General features: G+C 57.2%; 13 protein-coding genes. 5 read left to right on the top strand and 8 right to left on the bottom strand.

The genetic code is table 11. The features are described from left to right. Positions 1-119 precede the first annotated feature (119 nt). The gene (locus tag BN1128_RS03770; RefSeq protein ID WP_042866410.1) at positions 120-2,090 is read left to right on the top strand and encodes an SDR family oxidoreductase; all 1,971 of its coding nucleotides are present in this window, start codon (positions 120-122) and stop codon (positions 2,088-2,090) included. Between the two features lie 36 nt (positions 2,091-2,126). Here BN1128_RS03770 and BN1128_RS03775 read toward each other — a convergent pair whose 3' ends face one another. Next, positions 2,127-3,023 carry an esterase/lipase family protein gene (locus BN1128_RS03775; RefSeq protein WP_042866411.1) on the bottom strand — a complete coding sequence of 299 codons (897 nt, stop codon included), beginning with the start codon at positions 3,021-3,023 and terminating at the stop codon, positions 2,127-2,129. A 172-nt stretch (positions 3,024-3,195) separates the two neighbouring features. On the opposite strand from BN1128_RS03775, the gene BN1128_RS03780 reads away from it, so the two are divergent. The 4 genes from BN1128_RS03780 to fabA all read left to right on the top strand — a co-directional run bounded on the left by BN1128_RS03780 (position 3,196) and on the right by fabA (position 7,934). Beyond that, the gene (locus BN1128_RS03780; RefSeq protein WP_042866412.1) at positions 3,196-3,516 is read left to right on the top strand and encodes a YebG family protein; all 321 of its coding nucleotides are present in this window, start codon (positions 3,196-3,198) and stop codon (positions 3,514-3,516) included. A gap of 293 nt (positions 3,517-3,809) precedes the next feature. Next, positions 3,810-5,087, top strand: a complete 1,278-nt coding sequence (locus BN1128_RS03785) for a tyrosine-type recombinase/integrase (RefSeq protein ID WP_042866413.1) — start codon at positions 3,810-3,812, stop codon at positions 5,085-5,087. Between the two features lie 228 nt (positions 5,088-5,315). After that, positions 5,316-7,292, top strand: coding sequence for a Lon protease family protein (locus BN1128_RS03790; protein WP_042866415.1), 1,977 nt, complete (start codon positions 5,316-5,318; stop codon positions 7,290-7,292). A gap of 81 nt (positions 7,293-7,373) precedes the next feature. Next, positions 7,374-7,934: a 3-hydroxyacyl-[acyl-carrier-protein] dehydratase FabA gene (fabA, locus tag BN1128_RS03795; RefSeq protein ID WP_042037785.1), complete on the top strand. Its 561-nt coding sequence runs from the start codon at positions 7,374-7,376 to the stop codon at positions 7,932-7,934. Between the two features lie 84 nt (positions 7,935-8,018). Here the strand turns inward: fabA and rmf are convergent, their stop codons facing one another. The 7 genes from rmf to pyrD form a co-directional block, all read right to left on the bottom strand. Continuing rightward, a complete protein-coding gene (gene rmf / locus BN1128_RS24420; RefSeq protein WP_005315693.1) occupies positions 8,019-8,198 on the bottom strand; it encodes a ribosome modulation factor in 180 nt (59 codons plus the stop codon). A 159-nt stretch (positions 8,199-8,357) separates the two neighbouring features. Further along, complete coding sequence (locus tag BN1128_RS03800; RefSeq protein WP_042866417.1) at positions 8,358-9,995, bottom strand: DUF3466 family protein; 1,638 nt, start codon at positions 9,993-9,995, stop codon at positions 8,358-8,360. A gap of 8 nt (positions 9,996-10,003) precedes the next feature. Then, positions 10,004-11,914, bottom strand: a complete 1,911-nt coding sequence (uup, locus tag BN1128_RS03805; RefSeq protein ID WP_042866418.1) for an ATP-binding cassette ATPase Uup — start codon at positions 11,912-11,914, stop codon at positions 10,004-10,006. Between the two features lie 72 nt (positions 11,915-11,986). Beyond that, positions 11,987-12,217: a glutaredoxin family protein gene (locus BN1128_RS03810; RefSeq protein ID WP_042866420.1), complete on the bottom strand. Its 231-nt coding sequence runs from the start codon at positions 12,215-12,217 to the stop codon at positions 11,987-11,989. Continuing rightward, positions 12,217-14,394: a bifunctional 23S rRNA (guanine(2069)-N(7))-methyltransferase RlmK/23S rRNA (guanine(2445)-N(2))-methyltransferase RlmL gene (gene rlmKL / locus BN1128_RS03815; RefSeq protein WP_042866421.1), complete on the bottom strand. Its 2,178-nt coding sequence runs from the start codon at positions 14,392-14,394 to the stop codon at positions 12,217-12,219. Before rlmKL ends, BN1128_RS03810 begins: the two co-directional genes overlap by 1 nt. A 683-nt stretch (positions 14,395-15,077) precedes the next feature. Beyond that, a complete protein-coding gene (locus tag BN1128_RS03820) occupies positions 15,078-15,614 on the bottom strand; it encodes a cell division protein ZapC (RefSeq protein WP_042866422.1) in 537 nt (178 codons plus the stop codon). An 87-nt stretch (positions 15,615-15,701) separates the two neighbouring features. Further along, a complete protein-coding gene (gene pyrD / locus BN1128_RS03825; protein WP_042866424.1) occupies positions 15,702-16,712 on the bottom strand; it encodes a quinone-dependent dihydroorotate dehydrogenase in 1,011 nt (336 codons plus the stop codon). Between the last annotated feature and the right edge of the window lie 6 nt (positions 16,713-16,718).

The following is a 16,718-nucleotide window of genomic DNA, read 5'->3' on the forward strand; positions in this document are numbered from 1 at the left end:
AGGCAGTCGTGGTAATTTTGGTCTGGGTCACGAAGATGATGTTCAAATGAATATTTCCATTTGAAGCGTGATATATCTAACAGCAACTAACAGCCCAATCAGTAAGGGAAATAAATACCATGGACTATTTCATCACGGGGGGCAGCGGTTTTATCGGCCGCCGGCTGATTAAAAAACTGCTGCAGCGCCCAAATAGCCGGGTGCATTTCTTGATGCGCGCAGCCCATCTTGAGCGGGTACCCGCACTGCTGGCCTACTGGGGCGTCGATGCGCAGCGCGCCATTCCGGTCGTCGGGGACATGACCCATCCGCAACTCGGTGTGAGTGTCGCCGAGCAGGAACCGCTCATCGGCCGGATCGATCACTTCCTCCATCTCGCCGCTATCTATGATCTCAACGCCAAGGCGGGCATTCAGCAGCAGGTCAATGCCGAGGGTACCCGTCAAGCGCTGTTGCTGGCCGAGCGACTCGGCGCCCGCTGTTTCCATCATTGCAGCTCCATCGCGGTGGCAGGCCTGTTCGACGGTCTGTTCAGGGAAGACATGTTCGATGAGGCCGAGCATCTCGACATGCCCTATTTCCAGACCAAGCACGAGGCCGAGGGCATAGTGCGCAAGGAGAGCACCATCCCCTGGCGCATCTATCGGCCCGGTATAGTGGTAGGGGATGCCAACACAGGCGAGATGGACAAGGTGGACGGCCCCTATTACTTCTTCAAGACCATCCAGAAGCTGCGCCGCCTGCTGCCGCCCTGGATGCCCGCCATCGGTGTCGAAGGGGGTCGCATCAACCTGGTGCCGGTCAACTTCGTGGTGGATGCCATCGATCACATCGCCCATCTGGAGGGGGAAGACAACAAGGCGTTCCACCTGACCGACTCCCATCCGATGCGGGTTGGCGACATGCTGAGCACTTTCTCCCGTGCGGCCCACGCGCCCGAGCCCGCCATTCGCATCAATGCGGCCCTGTTCAGCTTCATTCCCCGCCATCTGATGACCATGCTGATGGCGCTGACGCCGGTGCGGCGCATTCGCGATGCGGCGATCGCCGATCTCGGCCTGCCCAAGGACATCTTCCGTCTCATCAACTATCCCACCCGCTTCGACAATCGCGAAGCCCAGCGGGTGTTGAAAGGGACCGGCATCGAAGTGCCCCCGCTGCACAGCTATGCCTGGCGGCTGTGGGATTACTGGGAGCGTCACCTCGACCCCGAGCTGTTCATCGATCGCACCCTGCGCGGCCGGGTCGAGGGCAAGGTGGTGCTGATCACAGGCGCCACCTCCGGCATCGGCAAGGCCACCGCAAGAAAGTTGGCCGAGGCGGGCGCAACAGTACTGACCATTGCCCGGGACGAACACAAGATTGTCGAGACCCAGGCCGAGTTTGCCGAGCAGGGCTTGACCCTGCAGGTCTATCAGGGGGATCTGGCGGATCTGGCGCAGGGGGAGGCGATCACCCGGCAGATAGTAGCCGAGCATGGCGGGGTAGACATCCTCATCAACAATGCCGGCCGCTCCATCCGCCGCGCCATCGAGGACTCTTTCGAGCGCTTCCACGATCTGGAGCGCACCATGCAGCTCAACTACTTCGGCACCCTCAAGGTGATCATGGGGGTGCTGCCCACCATGATCGAGAAGAAGAAGGGCCACATCATCAACATCTCCTCCATCGGGGTGTTGACCAATGCACCGCGCTTCTCCGCCTACGTCGCCTCCAAGTCGGCACTCGACGCCTGGGTGCGTACCGCGGCGTCCGAGTTTGCCGACAAGGGAGTCAACTTCTCCATCATCAACATGCCGCTGGTGAAAACCCCCATGGTGGCGCCGACCAAGGTGTATGAACAGGTGCCCATGATGACGCCGGAAGAGGCCGCCGATCTGGTGTGCGACACCATCATCAACAAGCATGTGCGGCTGGCCACCCGTCTCGGGGTGTTCGGTCAGGTGATCCATGCTCTGGCGCCACGGGTGGCCCAGGTGATCATGAACACCAGCTTCCGTACCTTCTCGGATCCCAAAGAGGGCGGTGAATCCAAGGCCTCTGCGGATCAGATGGCGGTATCTACCCTGATCAAGGGCATTCACTTCTGATTTGAGGAAACATTCGATAAACCGGGGCCTGAGCAATCAGGCCCTTTTCGTTTGTGGCTGGGAGCGGGCAAGCAGGGTCAGCAGCAGGGCCGTGGTACGGCGCGAGTAGATGAGGGAGAGATGGCCAAGGGCGGCGAGCTCAATATCTTCCATGCCCTCCATCCGCTGACGGGACTGGGGCAACACAAAGTTGTCATGACTGGTGCGCACCGAAATCCCGGGCACGCACAGCGGCACGGCGGCGAAGCGTTGCAGCCAGCCGGAGCCCGGCTCCATCTCCCGCGCGTTCTCTCCCAGGCCAAGGGCAGCCAGCTGGCTGCCTTGATGAGGGGTCGCCAGGGTGATGAGTTGCGCAACCTTGCCACCACCGGCCAGGGCCAGGTAGTCACGGCACACCAGCCCGCCCATGCTGTGGCCAATCAGCACCAGCTGAGCGGCGCCGGTGGCGGCCAGCACCTCGTCGATGCGCCTTGCCAGCAGGGGGACCATGTCATCGAGATGACCGAAGGGAGGAGTCAGAGTCACGGTGGCAACCACGTGGCCGGCAGCTTCCAGCCGGGCGCGCTGCAGCCGCCAGATCCCGCGACTGCAGCCGTAACCGTGTACCAGCAGCAGGGGCAGGGGAGAAGGGGTGAGCCTGTCCGGCGCCATCAGCAGCCGCTCAAACGGCAGCAGCCAGGTGAAGGTGAGCAGGTAGGCGAACATCTCCCGGATCACCATGTGCAGCCAGGCACGCAGACCGATGGCGGGGACAGGGTAGAAGCGGGAGAATCCCCAGGTCAGCAATACCACCAGACAGCGCAGCCCCAGCAGCGCCAGCACCACAAACAGCAGGGAGAGCAGGGGAGAGAGACCAATGACCAGATGAGCGATGCCCCCGAGGAGCATCACTTCAACCAGCAGCAGTATGAGCAGTTGTCTTGTGATCGTCATGAGCCCATCATCCGACTTGCGTAAAGCGGATGTCAAATGACCCTTTCATCAATGTGATGACGGCCGCGTAATCGGCACGACCACCATGATAAGAGCCCGTTGGGAAGGGTTATTTGCAATACTGTATATCCGTACATATACTTGTGGTCACTATCATGAAGAGGACGCCACTATGGCCGTTGAGATCAAATATGTTGTCGTGCGTGGGGGAGTGGAGAAGATGACCTTTGCCAGCAAGAAAGAGGCGGATGCCTATGACAAGCTGCTGGATACCGCCGATGAGTTGATGACCCTGCTGGCGGGGGCACCTGTCGCCCTCGAACCCGAACAGCAGGAGAGCTTGGCCTTCTACCTGGCCGAACAGCGTGACGTACTGCAAAACGTGCTGCGCGGTGGCAAGGGGCAGGGGAGTCCCAAAGAGGATCTCCAAAAAACGGCAGAGAAGAGTGATGCCGACAAACCCAAGGGGAAATCTCTCAAGAGCGTGGCCTGAGGGGCAGAGGAGGGATGCCGGATTAGCCTTACCCCAGGGGCACCCTTGCAAACCATTCACATATGTAGCATTAAAAATCATTTTTACGGCTATTTATCCCGAGAATTTTCCAACCAGCGTGCATATCCATTGAATATGGACAGCATGTTGTGCAAACCGGTTGCAACGGACGATTCAGCCTCACACACGCCCGGATTTGTTAGCCACACAGTGATGCCGATAACCCCATTTATCGGCATCAGCTTTTGAGCGGGGCAGCCGGCCTCCATTCCATGAACCAAGCAAGCACCACCATGACCTCTATGTTACTTCCACCCGCCATGCCGCTGTTTGATGGCCTGGCTCACCTAGAGGCGGGCAACCCTCAGGTCAATCAGTATCTGGCCAACCTCAGCCTGAACGACGTGCCCGATGCGGGGCTCGTCTACGAACTGGCGGTCGACTGGCTGCTGGAACAGCGCCACAACGAGAACAACTACAAGACCTACCGCAGCGAGTTGACGACGTTTCTGCACTGGTGTTTCAGCGAGCTGGCCATCAGCCCGAAAGATCTGACCCGGCGTATCATGATGCGTTACCTCGACTACTGTCAGGCGCCGCCAGAGCCGCTGATTGCCTACCGCAACGTGGCGCAGTTCATCCTCGACAAGGAGTGGGGAGAACGGCTGCCCAATCCCTTGTGGCGACCCTTTCTCGGCAAACGGGAGCTGGGCCGCGAGCTGCCATACCGTCTGAGCGAGCAGGCAATGAAGACCAAGCTCGCCATTCTGTCGGCCTTCTTCCAGTTTCTGATCCAGGAAGAGTACATGGACAGAAATCCGGCTCTGCTGCTGCAACGAGTCAAGCGACCGGTCCAGCAGGAACCTGATGATCAGGGCCAGGCCTTCAGTGAGTTGCAATGGTCCTACGTGATGCAGGCCGCCGACCGACTGGCAACCGAATCGCCGGATCAGCACGAGCGCAGCCGCTTCCTGATAAGCCTGATGTACGCCTGTTATCTGCGCATCTCGGAAGTGGCAGCCAGACCCGGGTTCACGCCCGTCATGGGTCAGTTTCGCCGCGATGGCAAAACCGGCGTCTGGGGCTATTACATTCCACGCAGCAAGGGTGGCAAGCGGCGCACAGTGGCGGTATCCCATGCCTTGCTGGAGGCCCTCGAACGCTATCGGATCTTCCTAGGGTTGTCGCCATTGCCAGCCCCCAATGAGCAGACACCGCTCTTTGTACGCCACAAGGCTGCCGCACACGGCCGGGAACAAGGCGAACTCAATGCCAATCTCGGGATCCGCCAACTGCGTGAACTGGTCATGACGGTCATCCAGACCGCAGCGAACCTGGCTGAGCAAGATGGCTTTACCCAGGACGCCGCCGAGATGCGCAACCTGACCCCGCATTCCATTCGCCACACCGGCATTACCCACGACATCAATCTCAACGGGCGACCGCTATCCCATGTGCAGGCCGATGCGGGCCATGACAGCATAGACACCACCTCAAAGTATCTGCACACCGGCAACAGCGAACGGCATGAAAGTGCCAACCACAAACCACTGGACCGTCTGCACGAATAAACCGGCGATAAGTGAGAGATAACAGGTTGCATGGCATGTCAAGTGGCCAACCTAATTGGCGAGAATCTTCAAGTTTGATAAACCAAGATCTGGCACCTTGCTCCGCCCCATAAATCAAAACCGCGCATAATGTATATTATGTTAAATGTTGTATCTTGTTTCCTGTTCCCACTAATTGAACTGTGTATAATGGAAACAAATGATCCTATCTCCGACCGGATATCTTAAGTGGCTGAATTAACATCAGAACAACTAAAACCCGCTTTTGCGATTGAACAGTTCCCTGCCCTCAGCGAGATCGAACCCATACCCTTCGCCGCCTTGCAACCCAGAGCCATTTCCGGCATCAAGCGCCTCGCCAGTTTTGATGGCGACTGCCCGGTCATGCTACTCAACGGCTTCCCCGGTGCAGATTATGAAGGTGTCTGTCAGACGCTGATCGCCGCCTCCAATGGCAAGGATGGTGACCTGTTCGATCTCTGTTACACAGAAAACCTGAACAACCCGTTCAAACCTATCTGGTTGCGTCTGCAGCCTGGTAGCGGCGTCGAATTTTGTGAAATGGTTGGCGAGCTGCTCAAGCTGATGAGTCACCATCTGGATGCCGAGCGCTTGGTCACCCGCATCATGCGCAAGCAGAACAACGATCCCAAGATCGATGACTTTCTCTCCGATCTGGCTGCTCATGTGGCCCAGGGACTCGAGTTCCAGCATCCCGTGCTCATCAACCTGCTGATCCATCATGAAGAGCAGGAAGCCCCCGTGATTTACGGCCGGGATCTGAACTGGGATACCCTGTTCGGCTCCATCAACTATCAGACCGAGCAAGGTTCAGTGTATGCCAACCAGCATCTGCTTGAGCCGGGCCTGTTGCGCCAGGCCAATGGTGGTTACCTTATTTTGCAACTCGACGAGCTGCTGGATCAGCCTCACCTCTGGTTCAAGCTCAAAAACGCCATCCAAAAAGGCGAGCTCGACTGGAACGCCTATCAGGAAGGCAAGACTCTGACCCCCTTCTTCACCCCCGAGGCGACCCCTATCCGGCTGAAGCTGATCCTGGTTGGCGATCGCCTCGAGGTATCCGAGTTCCAGATGCTGGACAGGGACATGTCCGAGCGCATCTTCCTGCGCGCGGATCTGGTGTCAGAGGTCAATACTGAGGAAGACTTGCCTGAGTTCCTGCAATACCTCGCCTGGATCCGTGAACGCTGGGCTCTGCTGGACTTCACCCCGGCAGCCCTCGCCGCCCTCTGTCGTCATGCCAGCCGCCTGTGTGACCATCAGGAGTGGCTCTCTCTGTCCGAGATCCAGCTCGGTGCCATCATGCGCATGGCTGACAGCCTGGCCCGCGAGATGGAAGCCGAAACCGTGACCGATGAACATATCCGGTTGGCGCTGGAAGAGCAGGACTACCGCCTCAACTACCTGGTGGAGCAATCCGATCAGGGCGTCATTGATGGCCAGATCCTGCTGCAGACCGACGATGAGGAGATCGGTCAGATCAATGGCCTCTCCGTCATTCAGGTCTCGGGCCACCCTTATGATTTTGGCGAACCGGTACGTCTCACCGCGACCGTGCATCTGGGCGATGGCGACATTGCGGATGTCGAACGCAAAGCCGAACTGGCTGGCCATATCCACGCGAAGGCGATGATGATCATCCACGGTTATCTCTCCAACAAGTTTGGTGCAGAAACCCCCTCGCCGCTCTCTGCCAATCTGGTGTTCGAGCAGTCCTACCACGAGATCGATGGTGATAGCGCCTCTCTGACCGGCCTGTGTGCCCTGCTCTCCGCCCTCGCCCGCCAGCCCATCTATCAGCATTTTGCCGTTACCGGCGCCGTCGATCAGTTCGGCAATGTGCAGGCGGTGGGTGGTGTGAACGAGAAGATTGAAGGTTTCTTCCGGGTGTGCAAGATCCACGGCATCACAGGCAAGCAAGGCATCATTCTACCGGGCACCAACATCCAGCAGTTGAACCTCTCCGACGAGGTGATTGCCGCCGTCGCGGCGGGTCAGTTCCACATTCATCCGGTGGATCATGTGGAAGAGGCCATCGAGTTGCTGACCGGCTGCGTGGCGGGTGAACCGGATATGCCGGATACCCTGTTCGGCCGAATTCAGCAGCGCCTGGATGAACTGAATGGCACAGCATTCAAGGGTGGCTTGCTCCGTCGCCTGCTGGGCCGGTTGTTCAGCTTGTAATAAAAGAAGAGATCGGAGTTGTTTAGCGCACAAGTGTACGCTAAATTGGCCCGGCTTTGACCCATATGAAGGATAAACAGCGTGACCCTAGACAATACCGCCATTGATGCCCGCCTTTCCCTGTGTGAACAAGGCAAAGACTCGTTTACTCGTGAAGAGCTGCTTGCCTGCAGCCGTGGCGAATTATTTGGTGAGGGTAACAGTCAGCTGCCCGCCCCCAACATGTTGATGATGGATCGCATCGTCAAGATCAATGATAACGGTGGTGAGCATGGCAAGGGCGAGATCCTGGCAGAGCTCGACATTACGCCGGACCTCTGGTTCTTCGATTGCCACTTCCCGGGTGATCCCGTGATGCCTGGCTGCCTGGGGCTGGATGCCATGTGGCAACTGGTCGGCTTCTTCCTCGGCTGGAAGGGTGGCCCGGGCAAAGGCCGAGCCCTGGGTGTAGGCGAAGTGAAATTCACCGGCCAGATCCTGCCGACCGCCAAGAAAGTGACCTACAAGATCACCTTCAAGCGCGTGATCAACCGCAAGCTGGTGATGGGGATCGCCGATGGCGTGGTAGAAGTCGATGGCCGTCCCATCTATAGTGCCACCGACCTGAAAGTGGGCCTGTTTAAAGATACCACCGCATTCTGATCGACTGATCCAGTGGTAAGACAGAGATAACGTAAAGGGGCCGCGATGGCCCCTTTCCTTTTGTAATGAGTGATGAAGTACCTATTACTTCATGAAGAGGCCTGAGCCCCGCCCTTCCATGGCGTCACGCCAACCACCAAGCCAATGCCCACGAGCATCCAGGCATTGATACGGACACGCTTCTTTCTGTTTGCCGACCACGCCAGCCTGATAACCACGAGCACGAGCTCTTTCCAGACGGTCCCGTTTCTGTCTCTTCATCATCTACGACCCTCTTCGTGGAACAAAAAAAGCGACCAATTATTCATCGGTCGCTTTCATCTTTACCCCACAGGGCGGGCAGGGTCAAACAAAAAATTCCATGCTATCCGGTCATTGTGACACAAGACACTGAACCGCATTAATTTTTAGTGACATGCCTTTTTATCGTTGGTAGCGGCGCAGCCAGGTAAACGGCAGGGCCAGCAGAGTCAACCAGAACAGGCTGCCACCACCGCTGCCACCATCCTGACCGGTCTGGTTATTGACCGGCGCATTGGCGACCACATAGTTGGCAGGTTCATTGTTTTTGTAATCCTTCACAACCGGAGCCAGCTTCACGCTGACCACAGTGGCGTTGCTGCGGTTGTTGAGCTCGCTCTCGCTGTTGTAGCGATAAGCGGTCGCAGCGACAGTACCATCCGTGCTGATGCCGCTGGCATAAGCGATGTGATAGAAGTAACCGTTCTGGGCACACTGCTTGGCACCGGCGTCATCCAGCCCGCAGATCAGATCGTTCAGATACCAGTTGTTGCCGGTCGCCGCGTTGAGCAGGAAGCCTTCCTGCATGCGATTGGTACCGTTGACCACAGGCTGAGTCTGATGACGGGAATCGCGCCAGCCAACCACCATGTTGTGATTGTTGATGGCCGCCGCCTCGGAGCCGGAACCGCTCAGCGGCTTGTCCTGTAGGGAAACGACGGCATTGGTGGCCGGGGTGTTGAGATTGAACACGAACATCTCGACCGGGCGGTTCTGGCCCTTGTTGATGCGATAGAGCTGGTTGCCAATCACATAACCGTTGTCATTGACCCCCACAGCCCAGCTGTGTTGCAGCTTGGCGTCATCCTTGCCCGGCTCGCCTTCGGCCAGCGGTATGATTTGGGTGGTGCCAACCTTGCTGTTATCCAGATCCAGCGTCCAATATGCCGCCAGGTTGCGGCCATCCAGATAGTTGGTCCCTATCTCGCCGGTGGAGGAGTAACCTACCCCATACAGGCTGCCGTTGAATTTGCCAACACCGAGCGCGGAAGCGGTCTGCACCACCTCGTTGCGACCACGGGCATATTCATTGGCCTGGACCAGCTTGTTGAAGGTACCAGTGCTGTTGAGCAGCCAGAAGCTGGCTTGGGTGTTGAGGCCCGGGCAGTAGCGATAGTCGCCATACTGACCATCGTTGCCGGCGAAGCACCAGTTATAGGTCTCGGAATTGACGGCAATGTTCTTGCCGGTGGCAGCGGTGCCAGTCACCAGATACTGGCCATTGTCCAGCTTCTTGATGCTGGTCGGCACGCTCAGGCTGTGGGTGCTGGCGCCATCCTTGAGGTTGACGCTGTTGCCGTCATTGACGACGGCAAATGCGGTACGCAGCTTGCCATCCATCTTGTAGCCGACCTGAGTGCCAGGCACGTCACCCAGAGCAGTGACCAGACCGTCAACTTCACTGCGAACGACATAGCCCACGTTGCTGCGTTGATCAACGACATCCAGGAAATCACGACGCCACTGGAAGGCGAAGTTGCTGTTGTCGCTCCAGAAGGAGTTGCAGACCGAATTGGAGAGCATGCAGCCCTGCTCAAAACGGAAACGATCGACCAGGAAGTCGGCAAACCGCACAGTCGAGAAGTGCTCGGCCATGTTGTTTTTGGTGTTGATCCCGATGAGCCCGTTGCCATCGGCACTGATCCCGCTGGCATATCCCTTGTCAGACCCGTCGACAATGGTGAAAAAGGGGCTTTGTGCCGCCTGGGCATGCAGGCTGGCGCTGACCAGAATGGCCAGCATGGATAATTGCTTTTTCATCTACTTCCTTAGTCCTGATGTTTCAACGCTTCCAACTCCTCCCAACGGGAGAAGGCTTGTTCCAATGCAGCCTCTGCTGCATTCAGGGCATCCAGTTTGAGCTGGGTTTGATCGCTCGGCAGGGCGAAGAAACCGGGATGGTTTACCTCGGCCTGCAGGGCATCAAGCTCAGTCTCCAGCTGTTCCAGTCGGGCTGGCAGATTATCCAGCTCCAGCTGCAACTTGTAAGAGAGTTTTTTGGTTTTTGGGACCGCCTGGCTCGCCACAGCGACAGGCTCTGGCGCTTTGGCCTGCGCCACTTTCGCCGCCTGTTGCGTACTTTGCAAAGCACGGGTCGCCATCATGTCGGCATAACCCCCGACGTAATCACTGATGCGGCCATCCCCTTCAAACAGCCAGCAACCGGTCACCGTATTGTCGATAAACCGACGATCATGGCTCACCAGCAACAGGGTGCCAGGATAGTCTGCCAGCAGCTCTTCCAGCAGTTCCAGCGTTTCGACATCCAGGTCGTTGGTTGGTTCATCGAGGATCAGTAAATTACTGGGCTTCAAGAACAATTTGGCCAACAGTAAACGGTTTTTTTCGCCTCCTGACAAGGCTTTCACCGGGGTACGTGCCCGCTTGGGTTCAAACAGGAAGTCCTGCAGGTAACCCAGAATGTGGCGAGAGCGGCCGCGCACCATCACTTCCTGCTTGCCCTCCCCCACGTTGTCCATCACCGTCTGCTCGGGATCGAGCTGATCACGATACTGGTCAAAGTAGGCCACTTCCAGCTTGGTTCCGCCCTTGACCTGGCCACGGCTGGGCTCGAGCTGACCGAGCAACAGCTTGATAAGCGTGGATTTGCCGCAACCATTGGGCCCCACCAGGGCAATCTTGTCGCCACGCAGCACTTGCAGATCCAGCCCCTGGAACAGGGTCCGATCGCCAAAGTCCAGCCCCAGTCCTTCGGTCTCGAACACCAGCTTGCCGGAACGATTCACATCGTCCATCTGCAGCTTGGCCTTGCCCTGCAGCTCGCGCCGCTGGGAACGCTCCATCCGCATCGCCTCGAGGGCACGAACGCGGCCTTCGTTGCGGGTGCGGCGCGCCTTGATCCCTTGGCGGACCCACACCTCCTCCTGAGCCAGCTTGCGATCGAACTCGGCGTTTTTCAGCTCCTCGACCCGCAGCCACTCCTCTTTGCCCAGCAGGTACTGATCGTAGTTGCCAGGCCAGGAGGTGATCTCGCCACGGTCCAGATCGATGATCCGGGTTGCCAGCTTGTGGATGAACTCCCGGTCGTGGGAGATGAAGACGATGGCGCCACGGAAATCTTTCAGGAACTCTTCCAGCCAGTTGATGGCTTCGATGTCCAGGTGGTTGGTCGGCTCATCCAGCAGCAACAGATCGGGGTCGCATGCCAGTGCACGGGCCAGGGCGACTTTGCGCAGCCAGCCACCGGAGAGGCTATCCAGGGTCGCGTCGGGATCGAGGTTCAGCAGGGTCAGCACCTGGCTGATACGGGTCTCGAACTGCCAGCCATTCTGATAATCGAGCTGTTCTTGCAGCTCGCTCATGATGCGAATGTTGGCATCGCTCGGATCGTGGGCCAGCTCCATGGAGATATGGTGATACTGCTTGAGCAGCTCGCCGACGCCGGCCAGCCCCTCGGCCGTGTAGTCAAACACGGTCAGATCGCTGGAAGCAGGCGGATCTTGCTCGAGGCGAGTCACCTTCAGATCCTGCTGCTGCACCATGCGACCGTCATCGAGCGGCAGTTCGCCGGCGATGACCTTCATCAGGGTGGACTTGCCCGCCCCGTTGCGCCCGACCAGACAGAGACGCTCACCGCGCTCTATGCTGAGCTCGGCATTGTCGAGCAGCGGGAAATCACTGAACGACAAGCAAGCGCCGTGCAATGTTAAAAGAGCCATTTTCGTTCCTTATTTCATATGAAAAAACGGGCGACAGACTGGGTCTGCTCCCGTTTCATCGTCAAATCAGCATTAATCCTGACGTTCAACCCAGGCCTTCAACTCAACCAGTGTGAAGGGCCAGCCCAGCTCGCGGCCAGCCTCATCCCGCAGCACCGGAATGCGTACCCGGTAAGCGGCAAGCCACTCGGCATCGTCCATGATGTCGCTCTGGCGGGTCTGGCCAGCCAGTCCGGCCTCCTCCACCAGCCCCCATGCCTGTTCGCACAGGTGGCAGCCGTCGGTGTGAAACAGGGTCAGCATCACGCCTGCGCTGGCGCCTCGGCGTGGGTGATGATCCAGCAGTTGTGTATATGCTGGTTACGCTCGAAGTCCTTCGGTCGGGTCTGCTGGGTGATGTTCTGGGCCTTGAGACCTGCTGCTTCAAGTCCGGCCATATCCATCTTGAAGTGACGCTTGTTGTTGGAAAACACCAGGGTGCCATCCGCCGCCAGCAGGCGCTTCAGGTGCTGCATCAGCAGCAGGTGATCACGCTGTACGTCAAAGCTCTCATCCATCCGCTTGGAGTTGGAGAAGGTGGGCGGATCGATGAAGATGAGATCGTACTGATCATCGGCTTCAGACAACCACTTCAGGCAGTCGGCTTGCACAAACTTGTGCTGACGGCCCACCAGCGAGTTGAGACGCATGTTGTCCTGCGCCCAGTTCAGGTAGGTGTGGGACATGTCAATGGTGGTGGTCTCGCTGGCCCCGCCAAGACCTGCGTGCACGGTAGCACTGCCGGTATAGGCGAACAGGTTCAGGAAGCGCTTGCCCTTGGCCATCTGACCCAGCATGCGGCGGGTCTGACGGTGGTCAAGGAACAGGCCGGTATCCAGATAGTCGTAGAGGTTGACCCAAAGACGGGCGCCGTACTCCTGCACCTCCATCCGGTGCTGCTCTTCGGAGAGCTTCTGATACTGCTGTTTGCCTTCCTGACGCTCACGCACTTTCAGGATCACCTTTTCGCCGTCCATGCCGGTCACCTTGATGGCGGCTTGAACCATGTCGAGCAGACGCTGACGGGTCTTCTGGGCGGGAATGTCCTTGGGCGCTGCGTACTCCTGCACCACCAGATAATCCTGATAGCGGTCGATGGCGGCGTTATATTCCGGCAGGTCCGCATCATACAGGCGATAGCAATCGATGCCCTCTTTACTCGCCCATTTCTCGAGCGTCTTCAGATTCTTGCGCAGACGGTTGGCAAAGTCCTGCGCGACCTCTTTCTGGGAAGCCACGGAGTCCAGTGCGATCTGATAATTACGCAGCTGACACTCAAGGGCGCCGTTGAACAGGCGATATTGCTTGTCGGCACGCAGGCGCAGGCAGCTCAAGAGCTCGGGCGAGGCAGAGAGAATGGAGACGCGCCAGCCCTGGAAACTGCGACGCAGGGCATCGCCGAGGGCCTGATGCACTTCCAGCAGCGCCGGGAACTCACCCAGACGCTCGCCATAAGGCGGGTTGGAGATCAGCATACCGACCTGACGAGCCTCCCCTTCGACGCTTCCCATCGGCAAGGGGTTATCCAGCGCACTGACTTCGGCCTGCTTGAAGGTAATCAAGTGCGCCACACCGGCCGCCTTGGCGTTGTCACGGGCTTTCATCAATACCCGGGCGTCGGTATCACAACCAAACAACTTGGTCTCGCAACGCTGCATGCCACGTTTGGCGCGCACTTGCGCTTCCATCATCAGACTCTGCCACAGTTCGCTATCGTGCTGCAGCCAGCGATCAAAACCGAAACGCTCGCGGCGCAGGGCCGGCGCCATGTCGGCGGCGATGAAGGCCGCTTCAATCAGCAGAGTACCGGAACCGCACATGGGGTCCATCATGGGCTCACCGGCCCAGCCGCTACGGGCTATCATGGCGCAGGCCAGGTTCTCTTTGAGCGGTGCTTCACCTGTGCCCTGACGATAGAAACGCTGGTGCAGCGCCGGGCCTGACAAGTCCAGCGTGATATTGGCCTTGCCTTTGCCCAGGTGCGCCATGATGCGAATATCCGGCGCCTTTTTGTCCACATCCGGGCGCACATGACCGCGCTTGGTGAAGCGATCAACGATGGCATCCTTGATCTTCAGCGCACCGTACTGGGTGTTGCGAATGGCGGGGTTGGTGCCGGTAAAGTCCACTGCAATGGTGGAAGTGCCGGAGAAGTGCTCTTCCCAGGGGATGGTGTGGGCGCCCAGATAGAGATCCAGATCGTCGTTCATCTGGAATTCGGACAGCACCAGCACGATACGGGAGGCAAAACGGCTCCACAGGCAGGCCTTGTAGCCAATCGCCAGTTCGCCTTTGAAGTGGACGCCAGCGACTGTCTCACGGACCTGCTCTGCGCCCAGGGTGGTCAGCTCGTCGGCCAACAGGTTTTCCAGCCCCTTGGGGCAGGTTGCAAAAAATTCTTTCATCACGCTCACGGGGATGCCATAAAAATAGTGCCGCATTATACCTTAAGAGCCGATCCGGAGCAGCAAAAGCTTGGTGATGACGCCAGAAACAGGGCGTTTCTCTACGTGTTGGCCGGCTCACCTCTCCGCCCGTTCTGCCATTCCCCTTGATACCAGGACGGGCAAGCCAGGCATTCTATGATGCCTTGCGCCAACTCACTTGATGGAATGACTGGGTATCACCGCAAAATAGCGACAATCTGAATCGGGTTATATCTCCCTTGCCAGCAGGAAAATATTATCGACATCCGTGGCGCAGCAGATCTCAACACACCATGATTGCCATATCTGACAGGTGCCAAACAAGGCTCATGAAGTTATTATTCTTCCGACAGAGCATGTCCTTTCGTTACCCCGTGTTTTTGCCCTCCCGTTATCGTCCGAAAACAGGAGGGCTATTTTTACTTGCCGCGCCCCGCTATTCCATCAACCGTCAGACTGTCATATCTATCAGGTTTCAGACGCAACCATGAGCCTTAGAATAGCCGGGTGGCTGGAACAACAGCTTATTCCTCCTGTAGTGTGTGTTTGCCGCCCTCTCATCATCTTGATGCGAGGGCATTTTTTGAGCGTTAGAAGAAGATGAGAATGGAGCAATAGGTATGAGTGAAATGAAGAGACAGAAAATATAGGACGAGCCAGAGCAGGCTAAATATTGTACAAAAAACAACTTGAGAATATCACCCCACCTGACGGTACTGTGTCTGGGCTGATACTCTGGCGATCATTCGGTTGTTCATTACCTTGATCACCCCGAAACGGGGCAGGATTTTGCTGGCGGTCAAAATCAGATCATCCGTCAGATTCAAACAGACGCTGGCTTGTTCACCCGCCTCGATCACCATGAACTCCCCCTTGCCATGAGGGGTATTCATGCACACCAGGGCGCCGGTCTCAGGAATAATAAAGGGATGAACTTCAGCAAAGAACCAGCTTTGCGGCATCAGGGGTTTATAAAAGCGACTGACGGCGATGGCATTGAGAACCAACTGGACCTGATGGGGAGTGCTCCAGTCGAGTTCGGCAGCCTTGTCCATCAATTGATAATAGAGGGCGGCATCGTCCACACAAAAAGGCTGGGTGGTAAAGGAACAGGGGACAAGCTGTCGCCCTTTATATTCGGTCGCGAATATCATGTGATCGGATAAATCCAGCATCAGACGATCATCATGAGCATCATAATGCCACTGCCAATTGTCATTGGGTTGGATACACATGGGGGTGCCCTTACTGAAAGTCGTTACTCGACTTTATTCCATGTCGAGAATTTCAGCAACTTTAAATAAAGGGCACCCATTTATTTCTTAAATATGGGTCACAATCTCTTTGACCAGACTCGGGCCTTTATAAATAAAGCCGCTGTAAATCTGGACCAGACTGGCACCCGCTGCCAGCTTCTCCCGCGCCGCCATGGCGCTGTCTATGCCCCCGACCCCTATGATGGGCAGGGCGCCGTCCAGTGCCTTGGCCAGCTGGCGGATCACCTCTGTACTCTTGTGCTGCAAGGGACGCCCGCTGAGGCCACCCGCTTCACCGGCATGGGGCATGTCATAGATCATGTCGCGCTCCAGGGTGGTATTGGTGGCAATAACGCCATCAATCCCGTTTTTGATCAAGGACGCGGCCACCTGATTAATTTCATCCAGACTCAAGTCCGGTGCAATTTTAACGGCGAGCGGCACGTACTTCTTATATTGGGCAGCCAGCTCCTGCTGACGAACCTTGAGCGCAGCCAGCAACTCATCGAGTGCGTCACCGTATTGCAACTGACGCAAACCCGGGGTGTTGGGGGAAGAAATATTGACGGCAATATAACCAGCATGATCATAAACCTTGTCCATGCAGATCAGATAATCGTCCTTGCCCTGCTCTATCGGGGTGTCCTTGTTCTTGCCGATATTGATGCCGATGACACCCTGGTATTTGGCTTTCTTGACCTGGGCAACCAGATGGTCGACGCCCTTGTTGTTGAACCCCATCCGGTTGATGATCCCCTCTGCCGGAATAACCCGGAACAGACGAGGCTTGTCATTGCCGCTCTGGGGCTTGGGAGTCACTGTACCTACTTCAATAAAGCCAAACCCCATGGCACCAAATGCATCGATGCACTCCCCGTCCTTATCCAGACCCGCAGCCAGTCCGACCGGATTGGCAAAATAAAGCCCCATGACAGTGACGGGGCGTTTGGGCAGTGAATGGCGGAAGAAACAATCAAGTGGCGTACCGAGAAGGCGGGGCAAATATTTGATGGAGAGATCGTGTGCCTGTTCAGGATTGAGCTTGAACAAGAAATGCCTGGCGAGGGGGTACAACATTTTTGC

This window comes from Aeromonas piscicola (assembly GCF_000820005.1).
In the GTDB taxonomy this organism is placed as follows: domain Bacteria; phylum Pseudomonadota; class Gammaproteobacteria; order Enterobacterales; family Aeromonadaceae; genus Aeromonas; species Aeromonas piscicola.